16 protein-coding genes, 3 tRNA genes and 1 pseudogene are annotated in these 15,848 nt (G+C 70.4%); 16 read left to right on the forward strand and 4 right to left on the reverse strand.

The genetic code is table 11. The features are described 5' to 3' along the window. Positions 1-79 precede the first annotated feature (79 nt). A complete protein-coding gene (locus P1K89_RS02565; protein ID WP_284614796.1) occupies positions 80-892 on the forward strand; it encodes a TlpA disulfide reductase family protein in 813 nt (270 codons plus the stop codon). A 71-nt stretch (positions 893-963) separates the two neighbouring features. Here P1K89_RS02565 and P1K89_RS02570 read toward each other — a convergent pair. Continuing rightward, positions 964-1,039: transfer RNA gene (locus tag P1K89_RS02570), tRNA-Ala, on the reverse strand. 104 nt (positions 1,040-1,143) lie between these two features. On the opposite strand from P1K89_RS02570, the gene P1K89_RS02575 reads away from it, so the two are divergent. The 4 genes from P1K89_RS02575 to P1K89_RS02590 all read left to right on the forward strand — a co-directional run bounded on the left by P1K89_RS02575 (position 1,144) and on the right by P1K89_RS02590 (position 4,623). Then, a complete protein-coding gene (locus tag P1K89_RS02575; protein WP_284614797.1) occupies positions 1,144-2,007 on the forward strand; it encodes an alpha/beta hydrolase in 864 nt (287 codons plus the stop codon). Positions 2,008-2,184: 177 nt separating this feature from the next. Beyond that, positions 2,185-2,604 carry a rubrerythrin family protein gene (locus P1K89_RS02580; RefSeq protein ID WP_284614798.1) on the forward strand — a complete coding sequence of 140 codons (420 nt, stop codon included), beginning with the start codon at positions 2,185-2,187 and terminating at the stop codon, positions 2,602-2,604. A gap of 85 nt (positions 2,605-2,689) precedes the next feature. Continuing rightward, entirely contained in the window at positions 2,690-4,036 is a 1,347-nt protein-coding gene (locus tag P1K89_RS02585) for a (Fe-S)-binding protein (RefSeq protein ID WP_284614799.1), read from the forward strand. A 5-nt stretch (positions 4,037-4,041) separates the two neighbouring features. After that, entirely contained in the window at positions 4,042-4,623 is a 582-nt protein-coding gene (locus P1K89_RS02590) for a DUF3501 family protein (RefSeq protein WP_284614800.1), read from the forward strand. Between the two features lie 7 nt (positions 4,624-4,630). Here the strand turns inward: P1K89_RS02590 and rarD are convergent, their stop codons facing one another. Further along, complete coding sequence (rarD, locus tag P1K89_RS02595; protein WP_284616295.1) at positions 4,631-5,530, reverse strand: EamA family transporter RarD; 900 nt, start codon at positions 5,528-5,530, stop codon at positions 4,631-4,633. A gap of 134 nt (positions 5,531-5,664) precedes the next feature. On the opposite strand from rarD, the gene P1K89_RS02600 reads away from it, so the two are divergent. Beyond that, positions 5,665-5,934, forward strand: a complete 270-nt coding sequence (locus P1K89_RS02600) for a MoaD/ThiS family protein (RefSeq protein ID WP_284614801.1) — start codon at positions 5,665-5,667, stop codon at positions 5,932-5,934. Between the two features lie 42 nt (positions 5,935-5,976). Then, positions 5,977-7,062 carry a WD40/YVTN/BNR-like repeat-containing protein gene (locus tag P1K89_RS02605; RefSeq protein ID WP_284614802.1) on the forward strand — a complete coding sequence of 362 codons (1,086 nt, stop codon included), beginning with the start codon at positions 5,977-5,979 and terminating at the stop codon, positions 7,060-7,062. Positions 7,063-7,069: 7 nt separating this feature from the next. On the opposite strand, the pseudogene P1K89_RS02610 reads toward P1K89_RS02605, so the two are convergent. Together P1K89_RS02610 and P1K89_RS02615 are read right to left on the reverse strand one after the other, a co-directional pair. Beyond that, positions 7,070-7,447 (reverse strand): annotated as a pseudogene (locus tag P1K89_RS02610) (YchJ family protein); the annotation flags it as partial. Between the two features lie 82 nt (positions 7,448-7,529). Continuing rightward, the gene (locus P1K89_RS02615; RefSeq protein WP_284614803.1) at positions 7,530-8,528 is read right to left on the reverse strand and encodes a bifunctional helix-turn-helix transcriptional regulator/GNAT family N-acetyltransferase; all 999 of its coding nucleotides are present in this window, start codon (positions 8,526-8,528) and stop codon (positions 7,530-7,532) included. 119 nt (positions 8,529-8,647) lie between these two features. On the opposite strand from P1K89_RS02615, the gene lipP1 reads away from it, so the two are divergent. The 9 genes from lipP1 to P1K89_RS02660 all read left to right on the forward strand — a co-directional run bounded on the left by lipP1 (position 8,648) and on the right by P1K89_RS02660 (position 15,816). Further along, entirely contained in the window at positions 8,648-9,583 is a 936-nt protein-coding gene (lipP1, locus tag P1K89_RS02620) for a LipP1 family hormone-sensitive lipase (RefSeq protein ID WP_284614804.1), read from the forward strand. Positions 9,584-9,666: 83 nt separating this feature from the next. Beyond that, on the forward strand, positions 9,667-10,953 hold the full coding sequence (gene tolB / locus P1K89_RS02625; protein ID WP_284614805.1) for a Tol-Pal system beta propeller repeat protein TolB: 1,287 nt from the start codon (positions 9,667-9,669) through the stop codon (positions 10,951-10,953). 53 nt (positions 10,954-11,006) lie between these two features. Next, the gene (gene pal / locus P1K89_RS02630) at positions 11,007-11,552 is read left to right on the forward strand and encodes a peptidoglycan-associated lipoprotein Pal (RefSeq protein ID WP_284614806.1); all 546 of its coding nucleotides are present in this window, start codon (positions 11,007-11,009) and stop codon (positions 11,550-11,552) included. Position 11,553: 1 nt separating this feature from the next. Beyond that, positions 11,554-12,372, forward strand: coding sequence for a tol-pal system protein YbgF (gene ybgF / locus P1K89_RS02635; protein WP_284614807.1), 819 nt, complete (start codon positions 11,554-11,556; stop codon positions 12,370-12,372). Between the two features lie 16 nt (positions 12,373-12,388). Then, the gene (locus P1K89_RS02640) at positions 12,389-13,507 is read left to right on the forward strand and encodes a YeeE/YedE family protein (RefSeq protein ID WP_284614808.1); all 1,119 of its coding nucleotides are present in this window, start codon (positions 12,389-12,391) and stop codon (positions 13,505-13,507) included. Between the two features lie 7 nt (positions 13,508-13,514). Then, entirely contained in the window at positions 13,515-14,306 is a 792-nt protein-coding gene (locus P1K89_RS02645) for a tRNA threonylcarbamoyladenosine dehydratase (RefSeq protein ID WP_284614809.1), read from the forward strand. Between the two features lie 82 nt (positions 14,307-14,388). Further along, positions 14,389-14,464, forward strand: a tRNA-Lys gene (locus P1K89_RS02650). Positions 14,465-14,495: 31 nt separating this feature from the next. Further along, positions 14,496-14,571 (forward strand) — tRNA-Lys (locus P1K89_RS02655). Positions 14,572-14,883: 312 nt separating this feature from the next. Continuing rightward, on the forward strand, positions 14,884-15,816 hold the full coding sequence (locus P1K89_RS02660) for a universal stress protein (protein WP_284614810.1): 933 nt from the start codon (positions 14,884-14,886) through the stop codon (positions 15,814-15,816). Positions 15,817-15,848: the final 32 nt, after the last annotated feature.

Below are 15,848 nucleotides of genomic sequence, written 5' to 3' on the forward strand. Positions count from 1 at the left end.
CGGTTTTTTTTTGGTACTGCTGGAACCACGATTCCCAGCCGTTGACCTTCGAACACGATCGCCTGCCGACCTGCTGCCCATGACGAACGCCGTCCAAATCGGACCTCTGCTGCTACCGCTTCAGCTGATCCTGGTCCTGGCCTCCGTGGGACTGGCCTTCGCTACGGGCCTGTGGCTCGGCAAGCGAGCCAGCGTCAAGGTCGAAGACGAGCTGTGGCTGGCCGTCCTGGTGTGCGTGCTGGCTGCGCGGCTGGCGTTCGTCTACGAGTATCGAGGGCTCTACCTCGCTTCGCCGTTGACGATCCTGGACCTCCGCGACGGCGGCTGGAACGCCCCGGCGGGCCTGGCGGGCGGCTGGCTGTTGGCATTCAGCCGCTGGCGCAAGCGCCCGGGCCTTGTGGTGCCGCTGCGAGCCGCGATGGCGGCGGGCACCGCGCTGTTCGTCGCCGGCACGGCGGCGCTTGTCCTTCACCCGGTCGATCGTGCGCTGCCCGATCTGAGCTTCAAGTCCCTCGATGGAACCGATGTCCGGCTGGACAGCTTTTCGGGCAAGCCCGTCGTGATCAACCTCTGGGCCACCTGGTGTCCGCCCTGCGTCCGCGAGATGCCCGTGCTGCAACAAGGCCAGCGGGACCGCCGCGACGTGACGTTCGTGTTCCTGAACCAGGGGGAAGACCCCGGCCACGTGAAGGCTTGGCTGCAACGGCAGGGGCTGGACCTCGAGAACGCCTTGACCGACCCGCTTCGCCAGGCCAGCGCAGCGTTCAAGCAGCAGGGTTATCCAACGACGCTGTTCTTCGACAGGCACGGAAAGCAGGTGGCCAGTCACATCGGCGCGCTCTCGACGGCCACGCTGGCGCAGCGACTGGAGCGGATAACGGGGCCCCACTGACTTGGCCTTCCCCTTGGCTTTCCCAAGCCCGAAAAGAACAGGGGCCGCACACTGGCGGCCCCTGGAATGTCTGGTGGAGACGAGGAGGATCGAACTCCCGACCTTCGCATTGCGAACGCGACGCTCTCCCAGCTGAGCTACGTCCCCAGAAGCTGGGCATTCTAGCAATACTTTGAGCCTTCCCCGCCGCACGGCGCGCGCGATAGAAAGCGGCCTCGCCGCAAGGCGCCACGAACGATCGGAACACCTCGATGGCGACAGCCGCAGTGCAGCAGGAACCGGCCTGGTACGAGGCCCAGTACAACAACCGGGCCCGCGTGCCCGAGCACGGCGCGGTGCTCGCGCGCTGGACGGAGGCGTCGCGCCTGGCGCGCGAGGGCCTGCGCCACGCGCTCGACCTGCCGTACGGCGACAGCGCGGCCGAGCGGCTCGATGTCTTCGCCGCCGAGCGACCCGGCTCGCCGGTGCTCGTCTTCATTCATGGCGGCTGGTGGCGCGCGCTGGACAAGGCCGACCATTCCTTCGTCGCGCCGGCCTACGTGAAGGCCGGCGCGATGGTCGTGGTGCCGAACTACGGCCTGTGCCCGGCGGTCACCATCGAGGACATCGCGCTGCAGATGACGCGCGCGCTGGAATGGACCTGGCGCCACGCGGCCGAGCACGGCGGCGATCCGTCGCGCATCGTCGTCGCCGGGCATTCGGCCGGTGGTCATCTTGCGGCGATGCTGCTGGCCTGCCGCTGGAAGACCGTCGCCGAAGACCTGCCGCCGCGCCTGGTGACCGGCGCGCTGTCGATCTCCGGCGTGTTCGACCTCGACCCGATCCGCCAGGCGCCGTTCCTGCAGGCCGACCTGCAGCTGACGCCGGCGAGCGTGAAGCGCCTGAGCCCGGCCTTCTTCCCGCGGCCGCGCGGGCCGCTGTACGCAGTGGTCGGCGGGCAGGAAAGCGACGAGCACCTGCGGCAGAACCGCCTGATCCGCGACCAGTGGGGCCCGAGCACGGTGCCGGTGTGCGAGACGGTCGTCGGCAAGAACCACTTCGACGTGCTGCACGAATTCGTCGACCCGGCGGCGCGATTGCATGCACTGGGATTGAGGTTGCTCGGCCTCGGTTGACAGCCCGGTCGCCGAGGCACAGACTCTGTGCCAGCTATGGGTAACTACTTATTCATAGTCATCGGCTATACATTGAATAGAAGCGATGTATTGGCTGCAGCGCATCCCGTTTGGTAGCGTTGATTCGTGCCGCCCGAACAGAGGCGGACGCCGACCCACTTTCCAGAGGAGCCTCCCATGAGCCTGAAGGGATCCAAGACCGAGCAGAACCTGAAGGACGCGTTCGCCGGTGAGTCGCAAGCCAACCGTCGCTACCTGTACTTCGCGAACAAGGCGGACATCGAAGGCCAGAACGACGTTGCCGCGCTGTTCCGCTCCACCGCCGAAGGCGAGACCGGCCATGCGCACGGCCACCTCGAGTTCCTCGAGGCCGTGGGCGATCCGGCCACCGGCCTGCCGATCGGCCCCACCCGCGACAACCTGAAGGCCGCCGTCGCCGGCGAGACGCACGAGTACACCGACATGTACCCGGGCATGGCCCGCACCGCGCGCGAAGAGGGCCACGACGAGATCGCCGACTGGTTCGAGACGCTGGCCAAGGCCGAGCGATCGCATGCCAACCGCTACCAGAAGGCACTCGATCAGCTGGTCGACTGACCTCCGCGACGCACGATGATCACAAGGGGCTTCGCGGCCCCTTGTGTGCTTCCGAAGCTCCCCGACGCCAGCCAAAGGCCAGCCCATGCGCGAAGGCAACCTCGAAGCCCCGACCCGGCATCCGATCGACTGGAAGAACCCGCTCTTCTACGACCGCGACGACTGCAACCGCGAGCTCGAGCGCGTGTTCGACATCTGCCACGGCTGCCGCCGCTGCGTGAGCCTGTGCCAGAGCTTCCCGACGCTGTTCGACCTGGTCGATGCCACCGAGGACGGCGAGGTGCACGGCGTCGCGAAGGCCGACTACGGCCAGGTGGTCGACCAGTGCTACCTGTGCGACCTGTGCTACATGACGAAGTGCCCGTACGTGCCGCCGCACCCGTGGAACCTGGACTTCCCGCACCTGATGCTGCGGGCCAAGGCGATCAAGCACAGCCAGGGGCTGGTCGGCCCCGGCGAGCAGTTCCTCGCGTCGACCGACGTGCACGGCAGCTTCGCCGGCATCCCGGTGGTGGTGCAGGCGGTCAACGCCGTCAATCGCGCGAAGGTCACGCGCAATGCGCTCGACAGCCTGCTCGGCGTGCACCCGGATGCCTGGATGCCCGAGCTGGCGACCAAGCGCTTCCGCTGGTCGGCGCCGAAGCAGGGCACCGCGACCGACGTCAGGGACGGCGAGCGCACGCCGGGCCGCGTGGTGATCTTCGCGACCTGCTACGTCAACTACAACGAGCCCGGCATCGGCCATGACCTGCTGAAGGTGCTCGAGCACAACGCGATTCCCTACGTGATCGTCGAGAAGGAATCGTGCTGCGGCATGCCCAAGCTCGAGCTCGGCGACCTGCCCGCGGTCGAACGCCACAAGAACGCCAACATCCCGGTGCTCGCGAAGTACGCGAAGGACGGCTTCGCGATCCTCTCGGCGATTCCCAGCTGCACGCTGATGTTCAAGCAGGAGCTGCCGCTGATGTTCCCCGACGAAGCCGACGTGCAGCTCGTCAAGGACGCCTTCTACGACCCCTTCGAGTACCTCGTCGCGCGGCAGAAGGACGGCCTGCTGAAGACCGACTTCAAGCGCGATCTCGGCAAGGTCAGCTACCACATCCCCTGCCACGGCCGGGTGCAGAAGATCGGCCGCAAGACCGAGGAGATGTTCAAGCTGATCGGCCAGCAGGTGAAGGTGCAGCTGAACACGGTGGAGCGCTGCTCCGGCCATGCCGGCACCTACGGCGTGAAGACGCCGACGCATCCGGTGGCGATGAAGATCGGCAAGCCGGTGTTCAAGGCGATGGCCAAGGACGAGCCCGACTTCATCAGCAGCGACTGTGCGCTGGCCGGCCACCACATCGCGCAGGGCATGAGCGAAGCGGGCACGCCGCCGAAGGCGCTGCAGCACCCGCTGAGCCTGCTGCGCTACGCCTACGGACTGGAGTGAACACGATGGCCACCATCACCCCCGACACCCTGATGACGCTGGAGGCCTATGCGAAGTACCGCAAGGCCCACAAGCCCGAGATCATCGCGCACCGCCGGCTGCGCAGCGTCTCGCTCGGCGAGCATGTGCTGCTGCAGTTCGAGGACGAGCAGACCGTCCGCTACCAGATCCAGGAGATGCTGCGCATCGAGAAGATCTTCGAGGAGGACGGCATCCAGGCCGAGATCGACGCCTACGCGCCGCTGATTCCCGACGGCACCAACTGGAAGGCGACGATGCTGCTGGAGTATCCCGACCCGAACGAGCGCAAGCGCGAGCTCGCGCGGCTGATCGGCGTGGAGGACCGCATGTTCGTCGAGGTCGAAGGGCATGAGCGTGTCTACGCGATCGCCGACGAGGACCTCGAGCGCGAGAACGCCGAGAAGACCTCGTCGGTGCACTTCGTGCGCTTCGAGCTGACCGCGGCGGCGCGGGACGCGGTGCGCGCCGGGGCCTCGGTGAAGCTCGGCTGCGACCACAAGCACTACCCGGCGCACGTGCACATCGCGCCGGAGACGCTGGCCAGCCTGGCGGGCGACCTGCGCTGATTGAACGTCAGGCCGCCGCCGGCGCGGCCGCGCCGCGCCGCATCTGCCACAGCCCCTCGGCGCTGTAGACCACCAGCGCCGACCAGATCAGCGCGAAGCCGATGCCGCGCGCCGGATCGAACGGCTCCTTGTAGAGGAAGACGCCGAGCAGGAACTGGATCGACGGGCCCAGGTACTGCAGCAGCCCCAGCGTCGCCAGCGTCACGCGGCGCGCGCCGTACGCGAACAGCAGCAGCGGAATCGCCGTCAGCGGGCCGGCCAGCAGCAGCCAGCCGTCGAGCGCGACGTCGCCTTGCGCGAAGCGGCCGGCGCCATCGAAACCCCCCAGCGCGAACCAGCCGAGCAGCGCAATCATCAGCGGCGCCATCACCAGCGTTTCCAATGTCAGGCCCTCGATCGCGCCCAGCGGCGCCGTCTTGCGCAGCAGGCCATAACAGCCGAAGCTCGCGGCCAGGACCAGCGCGATCCACGGCAGGTTGCCGGCGCCGATCGTCAGCCAGAGCACGCCGATCGCCGCGATGGCCACCGCCGCCCACTGGCCCCGCCGCGGCCGCTCGTGCAGCACGAGGTAGCCGAGCATCACGTTCACCAGCGGGTTGATGAAGTAGCCCAGGCTGGCATCGAGCACGCGCCCATGGTTCACCGCCCAGACGTAGACCAGCCAGTTGGCCGACAGCAGCAGCGCGCTGAGCGCGAAGACGCCCAGCGTACGCGGCTGGCGCAGCACGTCGCGCAGCCAGGCGAAGCGCCGCATCGCCGCCAGCAGCGCCAGCATGAAGACCAGGCACCACACCGAGCGGTGCGCGACGATCTCCAGCGCCGGCACCGCTTCGATCTGCTTGATGTACAGCGGGAACAGCCCCCACAGGATGTAGGCGAGGGCGGCGGCGGGCACTCCGGAGCTGATGCGCAAGGGGCTCTCTGGTGGACGAGGGGAAAGGGGCGCATTGTCACAGCGCCCATCCGCTCGACGACGGAACGCACGCCGGTGGCCCGCACCGCCATGGGGCTGTTGCGCCGTCGTCGCATTACAGTCGGCGCATGCCCGTCGTGCGGTTCACGCCCCAGCTGAAGCGCTTCATCGACACGCCCGAGGTCGAGACCGGCGCGGCGACGCTGCGTGCTGCGCTCGACGCGGTGTTCGAGGGCCACCCGCGCCTGCGCGGCTATGTGCTCGACGAGCAGGGCCACCTGCGCGCGAACGTCGTGGTCTTCATCGACGGCCGCCGCGTGCTCGACCGCGTGTCGCTGGACGATGCGCTGCAGCCGGACAGCCAGGTCTACGTGCTGCAGGCCCTGTCCGGCGGCTGACCCGGCTCCGTTCCAAGCCCCTCCTCAGGAAGGACCCATCGCATGTCGCAACGCGCCTGGATCGCCACCCGCAAGGGCCTGCTCGAACTGCACCGCGACGGTCCGCGCTGGGCCATCGCTCGCGAACACTTCCTCGGCGAGCCGGTGTCGATGCTGCTGCCGCCGCAAGGGGGTTCGGGTTCGGATGGCCGCATGATGGCCGCGCTCAACCTCGGTCACTTCGGCACCAAGGTGCAGGTGTCGGGCGATGCCGGTCGCGAATGGGCCGAGGTCGCGGCGCCGGCCTATCCGCCGCAGCCCGAGGGCGCGCAAGGGCCCGCGTGGAAGCTGCAGCAGATCTGGTCGCTGGAGAACATCGGCGGCACGCTGTGGGCCGGCACGATCCCGGGCGGCCTGTTCCGCTCGACGGACTTCGGCGCCAGCTGGCAGCTCGACGAGACGCTGTGGCACAAGCCCGAGCGCCTGGGCTGGTTCGGCGGCGGCTATGACGCGCCCGGCATCCACTCGATCTGCGCCCATCCGCAGCGCGCCGGCGAGGTGCTGCTGGGCATCAGCTGCGGCGGCGCGTGGATCACGCGCGACAACGGCGCGAGCTGGGCCCTGAGCGCGCGCGGCATGCGTGCCGACTTCATGCCGCCGGAGCAGGCCGGCGAGCAGAACACGCAGGACCCGCACCGCATCGTGCGTTGCGCGGCGCAGCCCGAGGTGCTCTGGTGCCAGCACCACTGCGGCATCTGGCGCTCGATCGACGACGGTGCGACCTGGACCGAGGTGAAGGGCGCGCCGCTGTCGAGCTTCGGCTTCGCGGTCGGCGTGCATCCGGCCGATGCGGACACCGCGTGGTTCGTGCCCGGCGTGGCCGACCAGCGTCGCATCCCGGTGAATGGGGCGCTGGTGGTCAACCGCACGCAGGACGGCGGCCGGACCTTCGAGACCCTGCGCGAAGGCCTGCCGCAGCAGGGCTGCTACGACCTGGTCTACCGGCACGGGCTCGCGGTGTCCGACGACGGCCGCTCGCTGATGATCGGCAGCACCACCGGCGGGCTGTGGGCCAGCGACGACGGCGGCGAACGCTGGACGACGGTGTCGACGACGCTGCCGCCGATCTACGCGGTGCGCTTCGGCTGATGGCGCGCTACGCGCCGGCCAGCGCGTCGACGTAGAACCAGCGGCCGCCTTCGCGCACGAAGTGGCTGGTCTCGTGCAGCCGGTGCGCGCGGCCGCCCTGCTTGCTGCGGGCAACGAACTCGACGATGGCCGTGTCGCCGTCCGGCCGGTGGCGCCTGACCTCCAGCCCGAGCCAGCGCAGGCCGGGCTCGAGCTCGAGTGTCGGCGGCCGCGTCGATGGATGCCAGGTGTCGAGCAGGTAGGCGGGCAGCCCGCGCACGAAGGCGCTGTAGCGCGAGCGCATCAGGCTCTCCGCATCCGGCGCCTGCAGGTGCTGCGCACCGGCATGCCAGCGGCCGCAGCAGTCGGTGTAGGCCGCGGGCCGGCCGCAGGGGCAGGGTGAGGGATCGTGCTCAGCCGCCGCCGGGCCGCCCCAAGGCGGCTGACGCCCCCCCGGGGGGCAGGAGCGAAGCGACGTGGGGGTCCACTTAACCAAGCTCGCGCTCCCAGACCTCGGCGACGAGGTCGTGGCCGAAGCTGTGGTGCGGTTCGCTGCCGGTGAGCCGGTAGCCGGCCTTGGCGTAGATCGCCCGCGCGGCCGTCAGGTTGTCCTGCGTCCACAGGCGGATGCGGCGGTAGCCGGCCTGGCGCGCGAAGCGCTCGCACTCGGCGACCAGCCGCGCACCGACGCCCATGCCGCGCGCCGACGGCTCGACCAGCAGCAGCCGCAGCTGCGCGACGCCGGGCTCCGGTTCGCCGACGTCGTCCTTGCGCGCCTGCACCAGGACCACGCAGCCGATGTTCTCGCCCTGGCCGCCCGCCAGCGGGCGTTCGGCGATCCAGCAGGCTTCGCGTTTCGCATCGAAGCGTTCGATGAACTGCGCGGCGATGCGCGCGACCAGCGCCTCGAACTGCAGGTTCCACTGGTACTCGTCGGCATAGATCGCGCCGTGGCGCGAGATCAGCCAGCCGATGTCGCCGGGACGGTGCGCGCGCAGCAGGTAGGGCGCGCGCTCGGCCGGGCGCGCGCCGAGCAGGCCTTCGATGGTCTGCATCGCCTGCAGCAGCCGGCGCTGGTCGGCCTCCGGCAGTGTCGCCAGCAGGTCGTTCATCTGCGCCTGCGAGCGCGTGTCCAGCGGTGCGAAGGCGCGGCGGCCGGCGGCGGTCAGCGACAGCAGCTGCTGCCGGGCGTCGCCCTCGGCCGCCTGCGTGCGCAGCAGCTTGCGTGCCTTCATGCCCTTGAGCAGGCGGCTGAGGTAGCCGGGATCGAGCTCGAGCTCGCGCGCCAGCGCCGCGGCGCTAGCGCCCCGCGAGCCGTCCGGCAGGTGGGCCAGTTCCCACAGCACGCGCGACTCGGCCAGCCCGAAGCCGGTGCCGAGCAGGCGCTCGTGCAGCACGCCGATGCGGCGGGTGTAGAAGCGGTTGAAGCCGCGCAGTGCAGCGATACGGTCGGCGGGCTGCGTCGCCGCGGAGGCCGGGGTGTTCATGCGACGCATTGTCAACAATATGATTGCCAAAGGCAATCATCTGGTCCTGTGGCGCGGCTGCAGACCCGGTGGCTACACTGGTCCGCCATCAGGGCGACGGCCCGCTGACGGAGATCACGATGCTCGACCCGCAAGCCCGCGCGCTGCTCGCGCTGATCGCCGAACGCGCCATCCCGCCCACGCACACGCTGACGCCCGACGAGGCGCGCCGCGCCTACCGCGAACGCCGCTTCTTCACGCAGCCCGCGCCGCTGGTGCTGGCCGACGTGCGCGACCTGGCCGCGCCGGGTCCCGCCGGTCCGGTGCCGCTACGGCTGTACCGGCCCGAGGGCCTGCCGGCGCTGGCGCCGGTGCTCGTCTACTACCACGGCGGTGGCTGGACCATCGGCGACCTCGATACGCACGACGTGCTGTGCCGCGAGCTGGCGCAGGGCGGCGACTGCGCGGTGGTGGCCGTCGACTACCGGCTCGGGCCCGAGCACCGCTTCCCGGCCGCCGTCGACGACGCGGTCGCCGCGACCCGCTGGCTGCAGACGCAGGCCGAGTCGCTGGGCCTCGACGCACGGCGGCTGGCGATCGGCGGCGACAGCGCCGGCGGCAACCTGGCCGCGGTGGTCGCGCTGTCGCTGCGCGACGGTGGCGGCGACGCCCCGGCCCCGCGGCTGCAACTGCTGATCTATCCGGCGACCGACCAGCGCGCCGGCTCGCCGTCCCACACCGCCAACGGCGAGGGCTACCTGCTGACGCGCGACTCGGTCGACTACTTCCGCGGCCACTACCTCGAGCAGGCGCAGTGGTCCGACTGGCGGGCGTCGCCGCTGCTGCATCCGGACCTGTCGAAGCTGCCGCCGGCGCTGGTGCTGACCGCCGGCTACGACCCGCTGCGCGACGAGGGCCGCCAGTACGCCGACGCGCTGTCGGCGGCCGGCACGCCGGCGCAGTACATCTGCTTCGAACGCCAGATCCACGGCTTCATCACGATGGGCCGCGTCATCGAGGAAGCCCGCACGGCCGTTGACCTGTGCAGCGCCACGCTGCGCCGTTACCTCGGGTGACACCGGCTGCGGGGCGCCGAAGACCGCTGCCTACAATGCCCGGCGACGGAACCACCGGGTCGCCTCCGACTCCATTCCCCCCGATGCGCCTCCAACGACGACGATTCAACGCGGCTCTGGCAGCCGGTTTCGGCCTGCCGCTGTCGACGGCCGCGCTCGCGCAGTTTCGCGTCGAGATCTCCGGCATCGGCGCGACGCAGCTGCCGGTGGCCATCACGCGTTTCCGCGACGAGGACCGCAGCGGCCAGCCGATCTCGCTGATCGTGCGCGCCGACCTGGAACGCAGCGGCCAGTTCCGCATCGTGGATTCGAGCGGTGCGCTCGACGAGCGCAGCGCGCCCGAGTTCGCCGACTGGCGCGGCCGCGCGGCCGATGCGCTGGTCGCCGGCTCGGTCACCCGGCTGCCGGACGGCCGCTTCGACATCCGCTTCAAGCTCTGGGACGTCGTCAAGGGCCAGGAGCTGATGGGCCAGGCCTATGCGGTGACCGCGGCCGACCTGCGCCTGACCGCGCATCGCATCGCCGACGCGATCCACGAGAAGCTCACCGGCGAGCGCGGCGTCAATGCCACGCGCATCGCCTACGTCACCAAGGCCGGCGGCCGCTACACGCTGCACATCACCGATGCCGATGGCGAGGGCGGCCAGGTGGCGCTGACCAGCCCGCATTCGATCATCTCGCCAGCCTGGTCGCCGGACGGCCGCAGGCTGGCCTACGTCTCGTTCGAGACCGGCAAGGCCGTGGTCATGGTGCAGGACGTGCAGACCGGCGACCGGCGCGCGCTGGCCAGCTTCCGCGGCTCGAACAGCGCGCCGGCGTGGTCGCCCGACGGCAAGCGCCTGGCCGTGACGCTGTCGCGCGACCGCATCTCGCAGCTGTACATGATGGACGCCGAAGGCGGCGAGCCGCGGCGCCTGACGACCACCAGCGCCATCGACACCGAGGCGGTGTTCGCGCCCGACGGCCAGACGATCTACTTCGTCAGCGACCGCGGCGGCAGCCCGCAGATCTACCGCATGTCCGCCAACGGCGGCAATGCCGACCGCGTGACCTTCGGCGGCAGCTACAACATCAGCCCCGCCGTCAGTCCCGACGGGCGCACGCTGGCCTATGTGGCGCGCGACAACGGCAACAGCTTCCGCGTGATGACGCTCGACCTCGGCGGCGGTGCCGCACCGGCGTCGGTCAGCGATACCACCGACGACGAGAGCCCCAGCTTCGCGCCGAACGGCCGCCTGCTGATGTACGCCACCCGGGCGCAGGGGCGCGACGTGTTGATGACCACCACCCTGGATGGCAAGATTCGCACGCGCTTGTTGTCGACCGGTGTCGATGTCCGCGAGCCCGCCTGGGGCCCCTTCAGCCGCTGACCCGCCACACCGCCCACCGGATTCACCGACCCATAGCCAAGGAGCAGTTCACGATGCATGTCCTCCGCACCACGATCCTGTGCGCCGCCGTCGCCACCTTCCTGGCGGGCTGCGGCTCCAACGTCAAGCTCGACGAACAGGCGCCGGTCGAGTCGCGCACCGGCAGCAGCACGACCTCGAGCACCAATACCCGCCCCGGCACGAGCGGACCTGCGGGCTCGTCGAGCGTGGCGCCGGTGGCCATCGCGGGGGGCTCCGCGACCAGCGCGGGCCTCGGCCGCATCGTCTACTTCGACTTCGACAGCTTCATCGTCAAGGAAGACTTCCGCGGCATGATCGAGTCGCATGCCAAGGTGCTGTCGACCAACAAGGGCAAGCGCATGCTGATCGAGGGCCACACCGACGAGCGCGGCGGCCGCGAGTACAACCTGGCGCTGGGCCAGAAACGCGCCGAGGCGGTGGCCAAGTCGCTGGCGCTGCTGGGCGCGACGGATGCGCAGCTGGAGGCGGTGAGCTTCGGCAAGGAGCGTCCGGTGGCCGAAGGCCACGATGAATCGGCCTGGGCCAAGAACCGCCGCGCCGAGCTGAAGGACCGTTGACGTGACCGGGTGCTACGCGCGTGGCCGGGCCGGCCGGTTCGGCCGCGCGCTGCTGCCGCTGGCCGTGGCGGCCGGCCTGTGCGGCGCGGCCGGCGGTGCGCGGGCAGGCCTGTTCGACGACGACGAGGCGCGCAAGGCGATTCTTGACCTGCGCGCCCGCATCCAGGCCAGCGACGACGCCTCAAAGGCCCGCAGCGCCGAGCTGGCGGCCAGCCAGGCGCAGGCGCTCGAGCAGCTGCGCCGCAGCCTCGTCGAGCTCAATACGCTGATCGAGGCGCAGCGCGCGGAGCTCGCGCGCCTGCGCGGCGTGCAGGAGCAGATGCAGCGCGACGTCGCCGAGCTGCAGAAGCAGCAGCGCGAACGCGTCGGCGTCGTCGAGGAGCGGCTGCGCAAGCTCGAGCCGCAGCAGGTGTCCGTCGACGGCAAGGAGTTCATGGTCGAGCCCGACGAGCGTCGCATGTACGACGAGGCCGTCAACGTGCTGCGCGGCGGCGACTTCGACAAGTCCGCGGTCGCGCTGGCCGCGTTCATCCGCCGTTATCCGGCCAGCGGCTACCTGGACTCCGCGCGCTTCTGGCTGGGCAACGCCCTGTACGGCAAGCGCGACTACAAGGAAGCCATCGCCGTCTTCCGCGCGATGATCTCCTCGTCGCCGGACCATCCGCGCGCCGCCGAGGCGCTGCTGGCGGTCGCGAACTGCCAGGTCGAGATGAAGGACGTGCGCGGGGCGCGCCGCACGCTGGACGATCTTCTGAAGAGTTATCCGAAGTCGGAAGCCGCCGCCGCCGGCCGTGAGCGCCTCGGGTCCCTGAAGGGTTGATGCCGGTGAGGTTCGAATGAGCGATGCCGAGCTGCTGTCGCTCGGCACCAAGGTGCTGTGGGCGGCGTTTGCACTGGGCGTGTTGTTCGGCGCGATCGCGCAGCGCACGCACTTCTGCACGATGGGCGCGGTGGCCGACATCGTCAACATCGGCGACTGGTCGCGCATGCGCATGTGGGTGCTGGCCATCGCCGTCGCGATGCTGGGCTTCAATGCGATGGTCGCGCTGGGCTGGCTGCGTGCGGCCGACAGCCTCTACGCGCCGCCCGCCTGGCTGTGGCTGTCGCAGGTCGTTGGCGGGCTGATGTTCGGCTTCGGGATGGTGCTGGCATCGGGCTGCGGCAGCAAGACGCTGGTGCGCATCGGCGGCGGGAACCTGAAGTCGCTGATGGTGTTCATCGTGCTGGCGGTCGCGGCCTTCGCGACGCTGAAGGGCATCACCGCCGTCCTGCGCGTCAATACCGTCGACGCCGTGCGCGTGAACCTGCCAGCGGCGGGGCAGGACCTGCCGTCGCTCGCCGCGGCGGCCTTCGGCGGCAGCGCGGCGGGTTACGCCGGCTGGCTGGGCCTGGTCATCGGCGCCGCGCTGATGGCGTGGGTGCTGCTGCGGCGCGAAGGCCGCAGCGCCGACGTGCTGCTGGGCGGCCTGGGCATCGGCGGGGTGGTCGTGGCCGCGTGGTGGGTGTCGGGCCGGCTGGGCTTCGTGCCTGAACACCCGCAGACGCTGGAGCCGATCTTCCTCGCCACCAACTCCGGCCGCATGGAGGCCTTCAGCTTCGTCGCACCGCTGGCCTACAGCGTCGACTGGCTGATGTTCTTCAGCGACAAGAGCAAGCTGCTGACGCAGGGCATCGTGATCGTCGCCGGCGTCGTGCTCGGCAGCGCCGCGGCCGCGCTCGCCGGCCGCTCCTTTCAGTGGGAAGGTTTCCGCGGCGTCGAGGACACCGCGAACCACGTGGTCGGCGCCTTGCTGATGGGCATCGGCGGCGTCACCGCGCTGGGCTGCACGATCGGCCAGGGCCTGTCGGGCGTGTCGACGCTGTCGATCGGCAGCTTCGTCGCGCTGGCCTCGATCATCGCCGGCGCGGTCGCCGCGCTGCGCTGGCAGGTCTGGCGCATCGAGCGCCAGGTCTGAGCGGGTGATGGGCGCCGGACTTGCGGTCACCGACGAGGCCGACCTCGAGCGCCGCTTCGGCGGCCTGCGGCGCTTGTACGGCGAAGCAGGTTATGCCCGCGTGCGCGCGGGCCGCTTCGCGGTGATCGGCCTCGGCGGCGTCGGCTCGTGGGCGGTCGAGGCGCTGGCGCGCAGCGGCGTTGCCGAGCTCACGCTGATCGACCTCGACCACGTCGCGGAGTCGAACGTCAACCGCCAGGTGCAGGCGCTCGGCAGCACGCTGGGCATGGCCAAGGCCGAGGCGCTGAAGCGGCGCATCGCCGACATCCACCCCGGCTGCGTCGTGCGCGCGGTGGAGGAGTTCGCGAGCTCGGACAACTGGCCGGCGCTGCTGCCCGCGCCCGTCGACGGCGTGTTCGATGCCTGCGACCAGGGCCACGCCAAGGTCGCGATGGCGGCCTGGGCGCTGCGCGAACGCGGCGTCGCCTATGTCTGTGCCGGCGCGGCCGGCGGCAAGCAGGCCGCGCAGCGCGTGGAAGTGGCCGACCTCGCCGAGACGACGCACGACCCGCTGCTCGCGACGCTGCGTCAGCGCCTGCGCAAGCAGGGCGCGCCGCGCACCGGCCGCATCGGCCTCGCCTGCGTGTTCTCGCGCGAGGACGTGCGTGCACCCGCCGACGCCAGCTGCGAGATCGGCGCCGGCGACGGCAGCCTCAACTGCCACGGCTACGGCTCCAGCGTGATGGTCACCGCGACCTTCGGGCTCGTCGCGGCGGGTGAACTGCTGCGCCAATGCATCGACCGGGCGCGCAGGGCTTGAGCTCGAAGAATTGCATGCTAGAATGTCGTGCTCTACCGCTCGCAAGGCAAAGAATGAAAGTTCAGCGCCCAGCGCAGCGACCGGGTTGTTAGCTCAGTCGGTAGAGCAGCGGACTTTTAATCCGTTGGTCGCAGGTTCGAATCCTGCACAACCCACCAACCGTGCCACGGTACAGTTGGAAAGAATTCAGGGCTCTTAGCTCAGTTGGTAGAGCAGCGGACTCTTAATCCGTTGGTCGTAGGTTCGAATCCTACAGGGCCCACCAACAATGACGACCCAGCCGCGCAAGTGGCTGGGTCGTTGTCATTTCAGCGCCCGGATACGCGCGGCCACGCGTCCTTTGGGAGCTAGAGCCGCTCCGGCCGATGCCCGCCATGGGCGGCCGGTCGGCTCCGCTCGTGTGCTGCCGCCGGCTTCACCGTGCTGCCGCCGGCTTGACCGTGGCGGCGCCCCGGCGCCCCGGGGCCTGGCCGGCTGCGCGCCGCGGGGTCGTTCTGCGCGGACAATGTGAAGACACTCGGCACGGAACCAGGCCGCCGCTGCGGCCGTCCTCTCCCGTGCCGCCAGGAGGTTCGACATGGGTCTGCCTTCCCCGGATGTTCTTCCTCCGGCATCCGCTGCCGCATCCCCGATCGTCGTGGCGACCGATTTTTCGGCGCACGCGCGGCATGCCGCGTGGCGCGCGGCGCTGCAGGCGCGTGCCGTCGGCGCGCCGCTGGCGCTGGTGCACACCGTCACCGGGTCGGCGCTCTCCGACCTGCGCAGGGGGCTGCCCGGCGGGGAGGAGGCGGTGCGTGCGCTGGAGGACGATGCGCGCGCCCAACTGCAGTCGGCGGCCGACGCTGTCGCCCAGCGCCACGGTGTCGCCGTGCAGCAGCACCTCACCTTCGGGCACCCGGTGGAGCAGGTACCGCGGCTGGCGGAGGAACTGCAGGCGATGCTGGTCGTCACCGGCACGCGCGGCGCCGGCTTCTCGCGGGGCGTGGTGATCGGCGCGACGGCCGAACGCATCGCCAAGCGTACGGCGATCCCCGTGCTGATGGTGCGGCAGCAACCGCACGAGCCGTACCGGCGCGTGCTGGTGCCGGTCGATCTTTCGCCGTGGAGCGTCGGCGCCATCACGTTGGCCCGCAGGGTGGCGCCGGGTGCGCCGCTGGTGCTGCTGCACGTGATCCAGGTGCCTTACGAGGGACGCATGCGGCTGGCCGGCGTGGCCGACGACGCGGTGCAGCGCTACCGGGAGAACGCCCGCCAGGAGGCCGGGCAGCGCCTGGCGGGCCTGGCCCGCGAAGCCGGCCTGCGCGCGGACGAACACACGGTGAGCATTGCCGCCGATGCCGATCCCTGGATGATGATCGTGCGCGCCGAGGTCGAGCACGACTGCGACCTCGTCGTGATGGGCCGGCAGGGCCGCCATGCACTGGAGGAACTGATGCTCGGAAGCACCACGCGCATGGTGTCCGCCGAAGGTACGGCCGACCTGCTGATCTCGATCCACCGCTCGACCTGAGCCGGGCAGGCCGCCTGCATCAAGCCGGCGGC

Origin of the sequence: Aquabacterium humicola (genome assembly GCF_030167915.1) — a bacterium.
GTDB lineage: Bacteria > Pseudomonadota > Gammaproteobacteria > Burkholderiales > Burkholderiaceae_C > Pseudaquabacterium > Pseudaquabacterium humicola.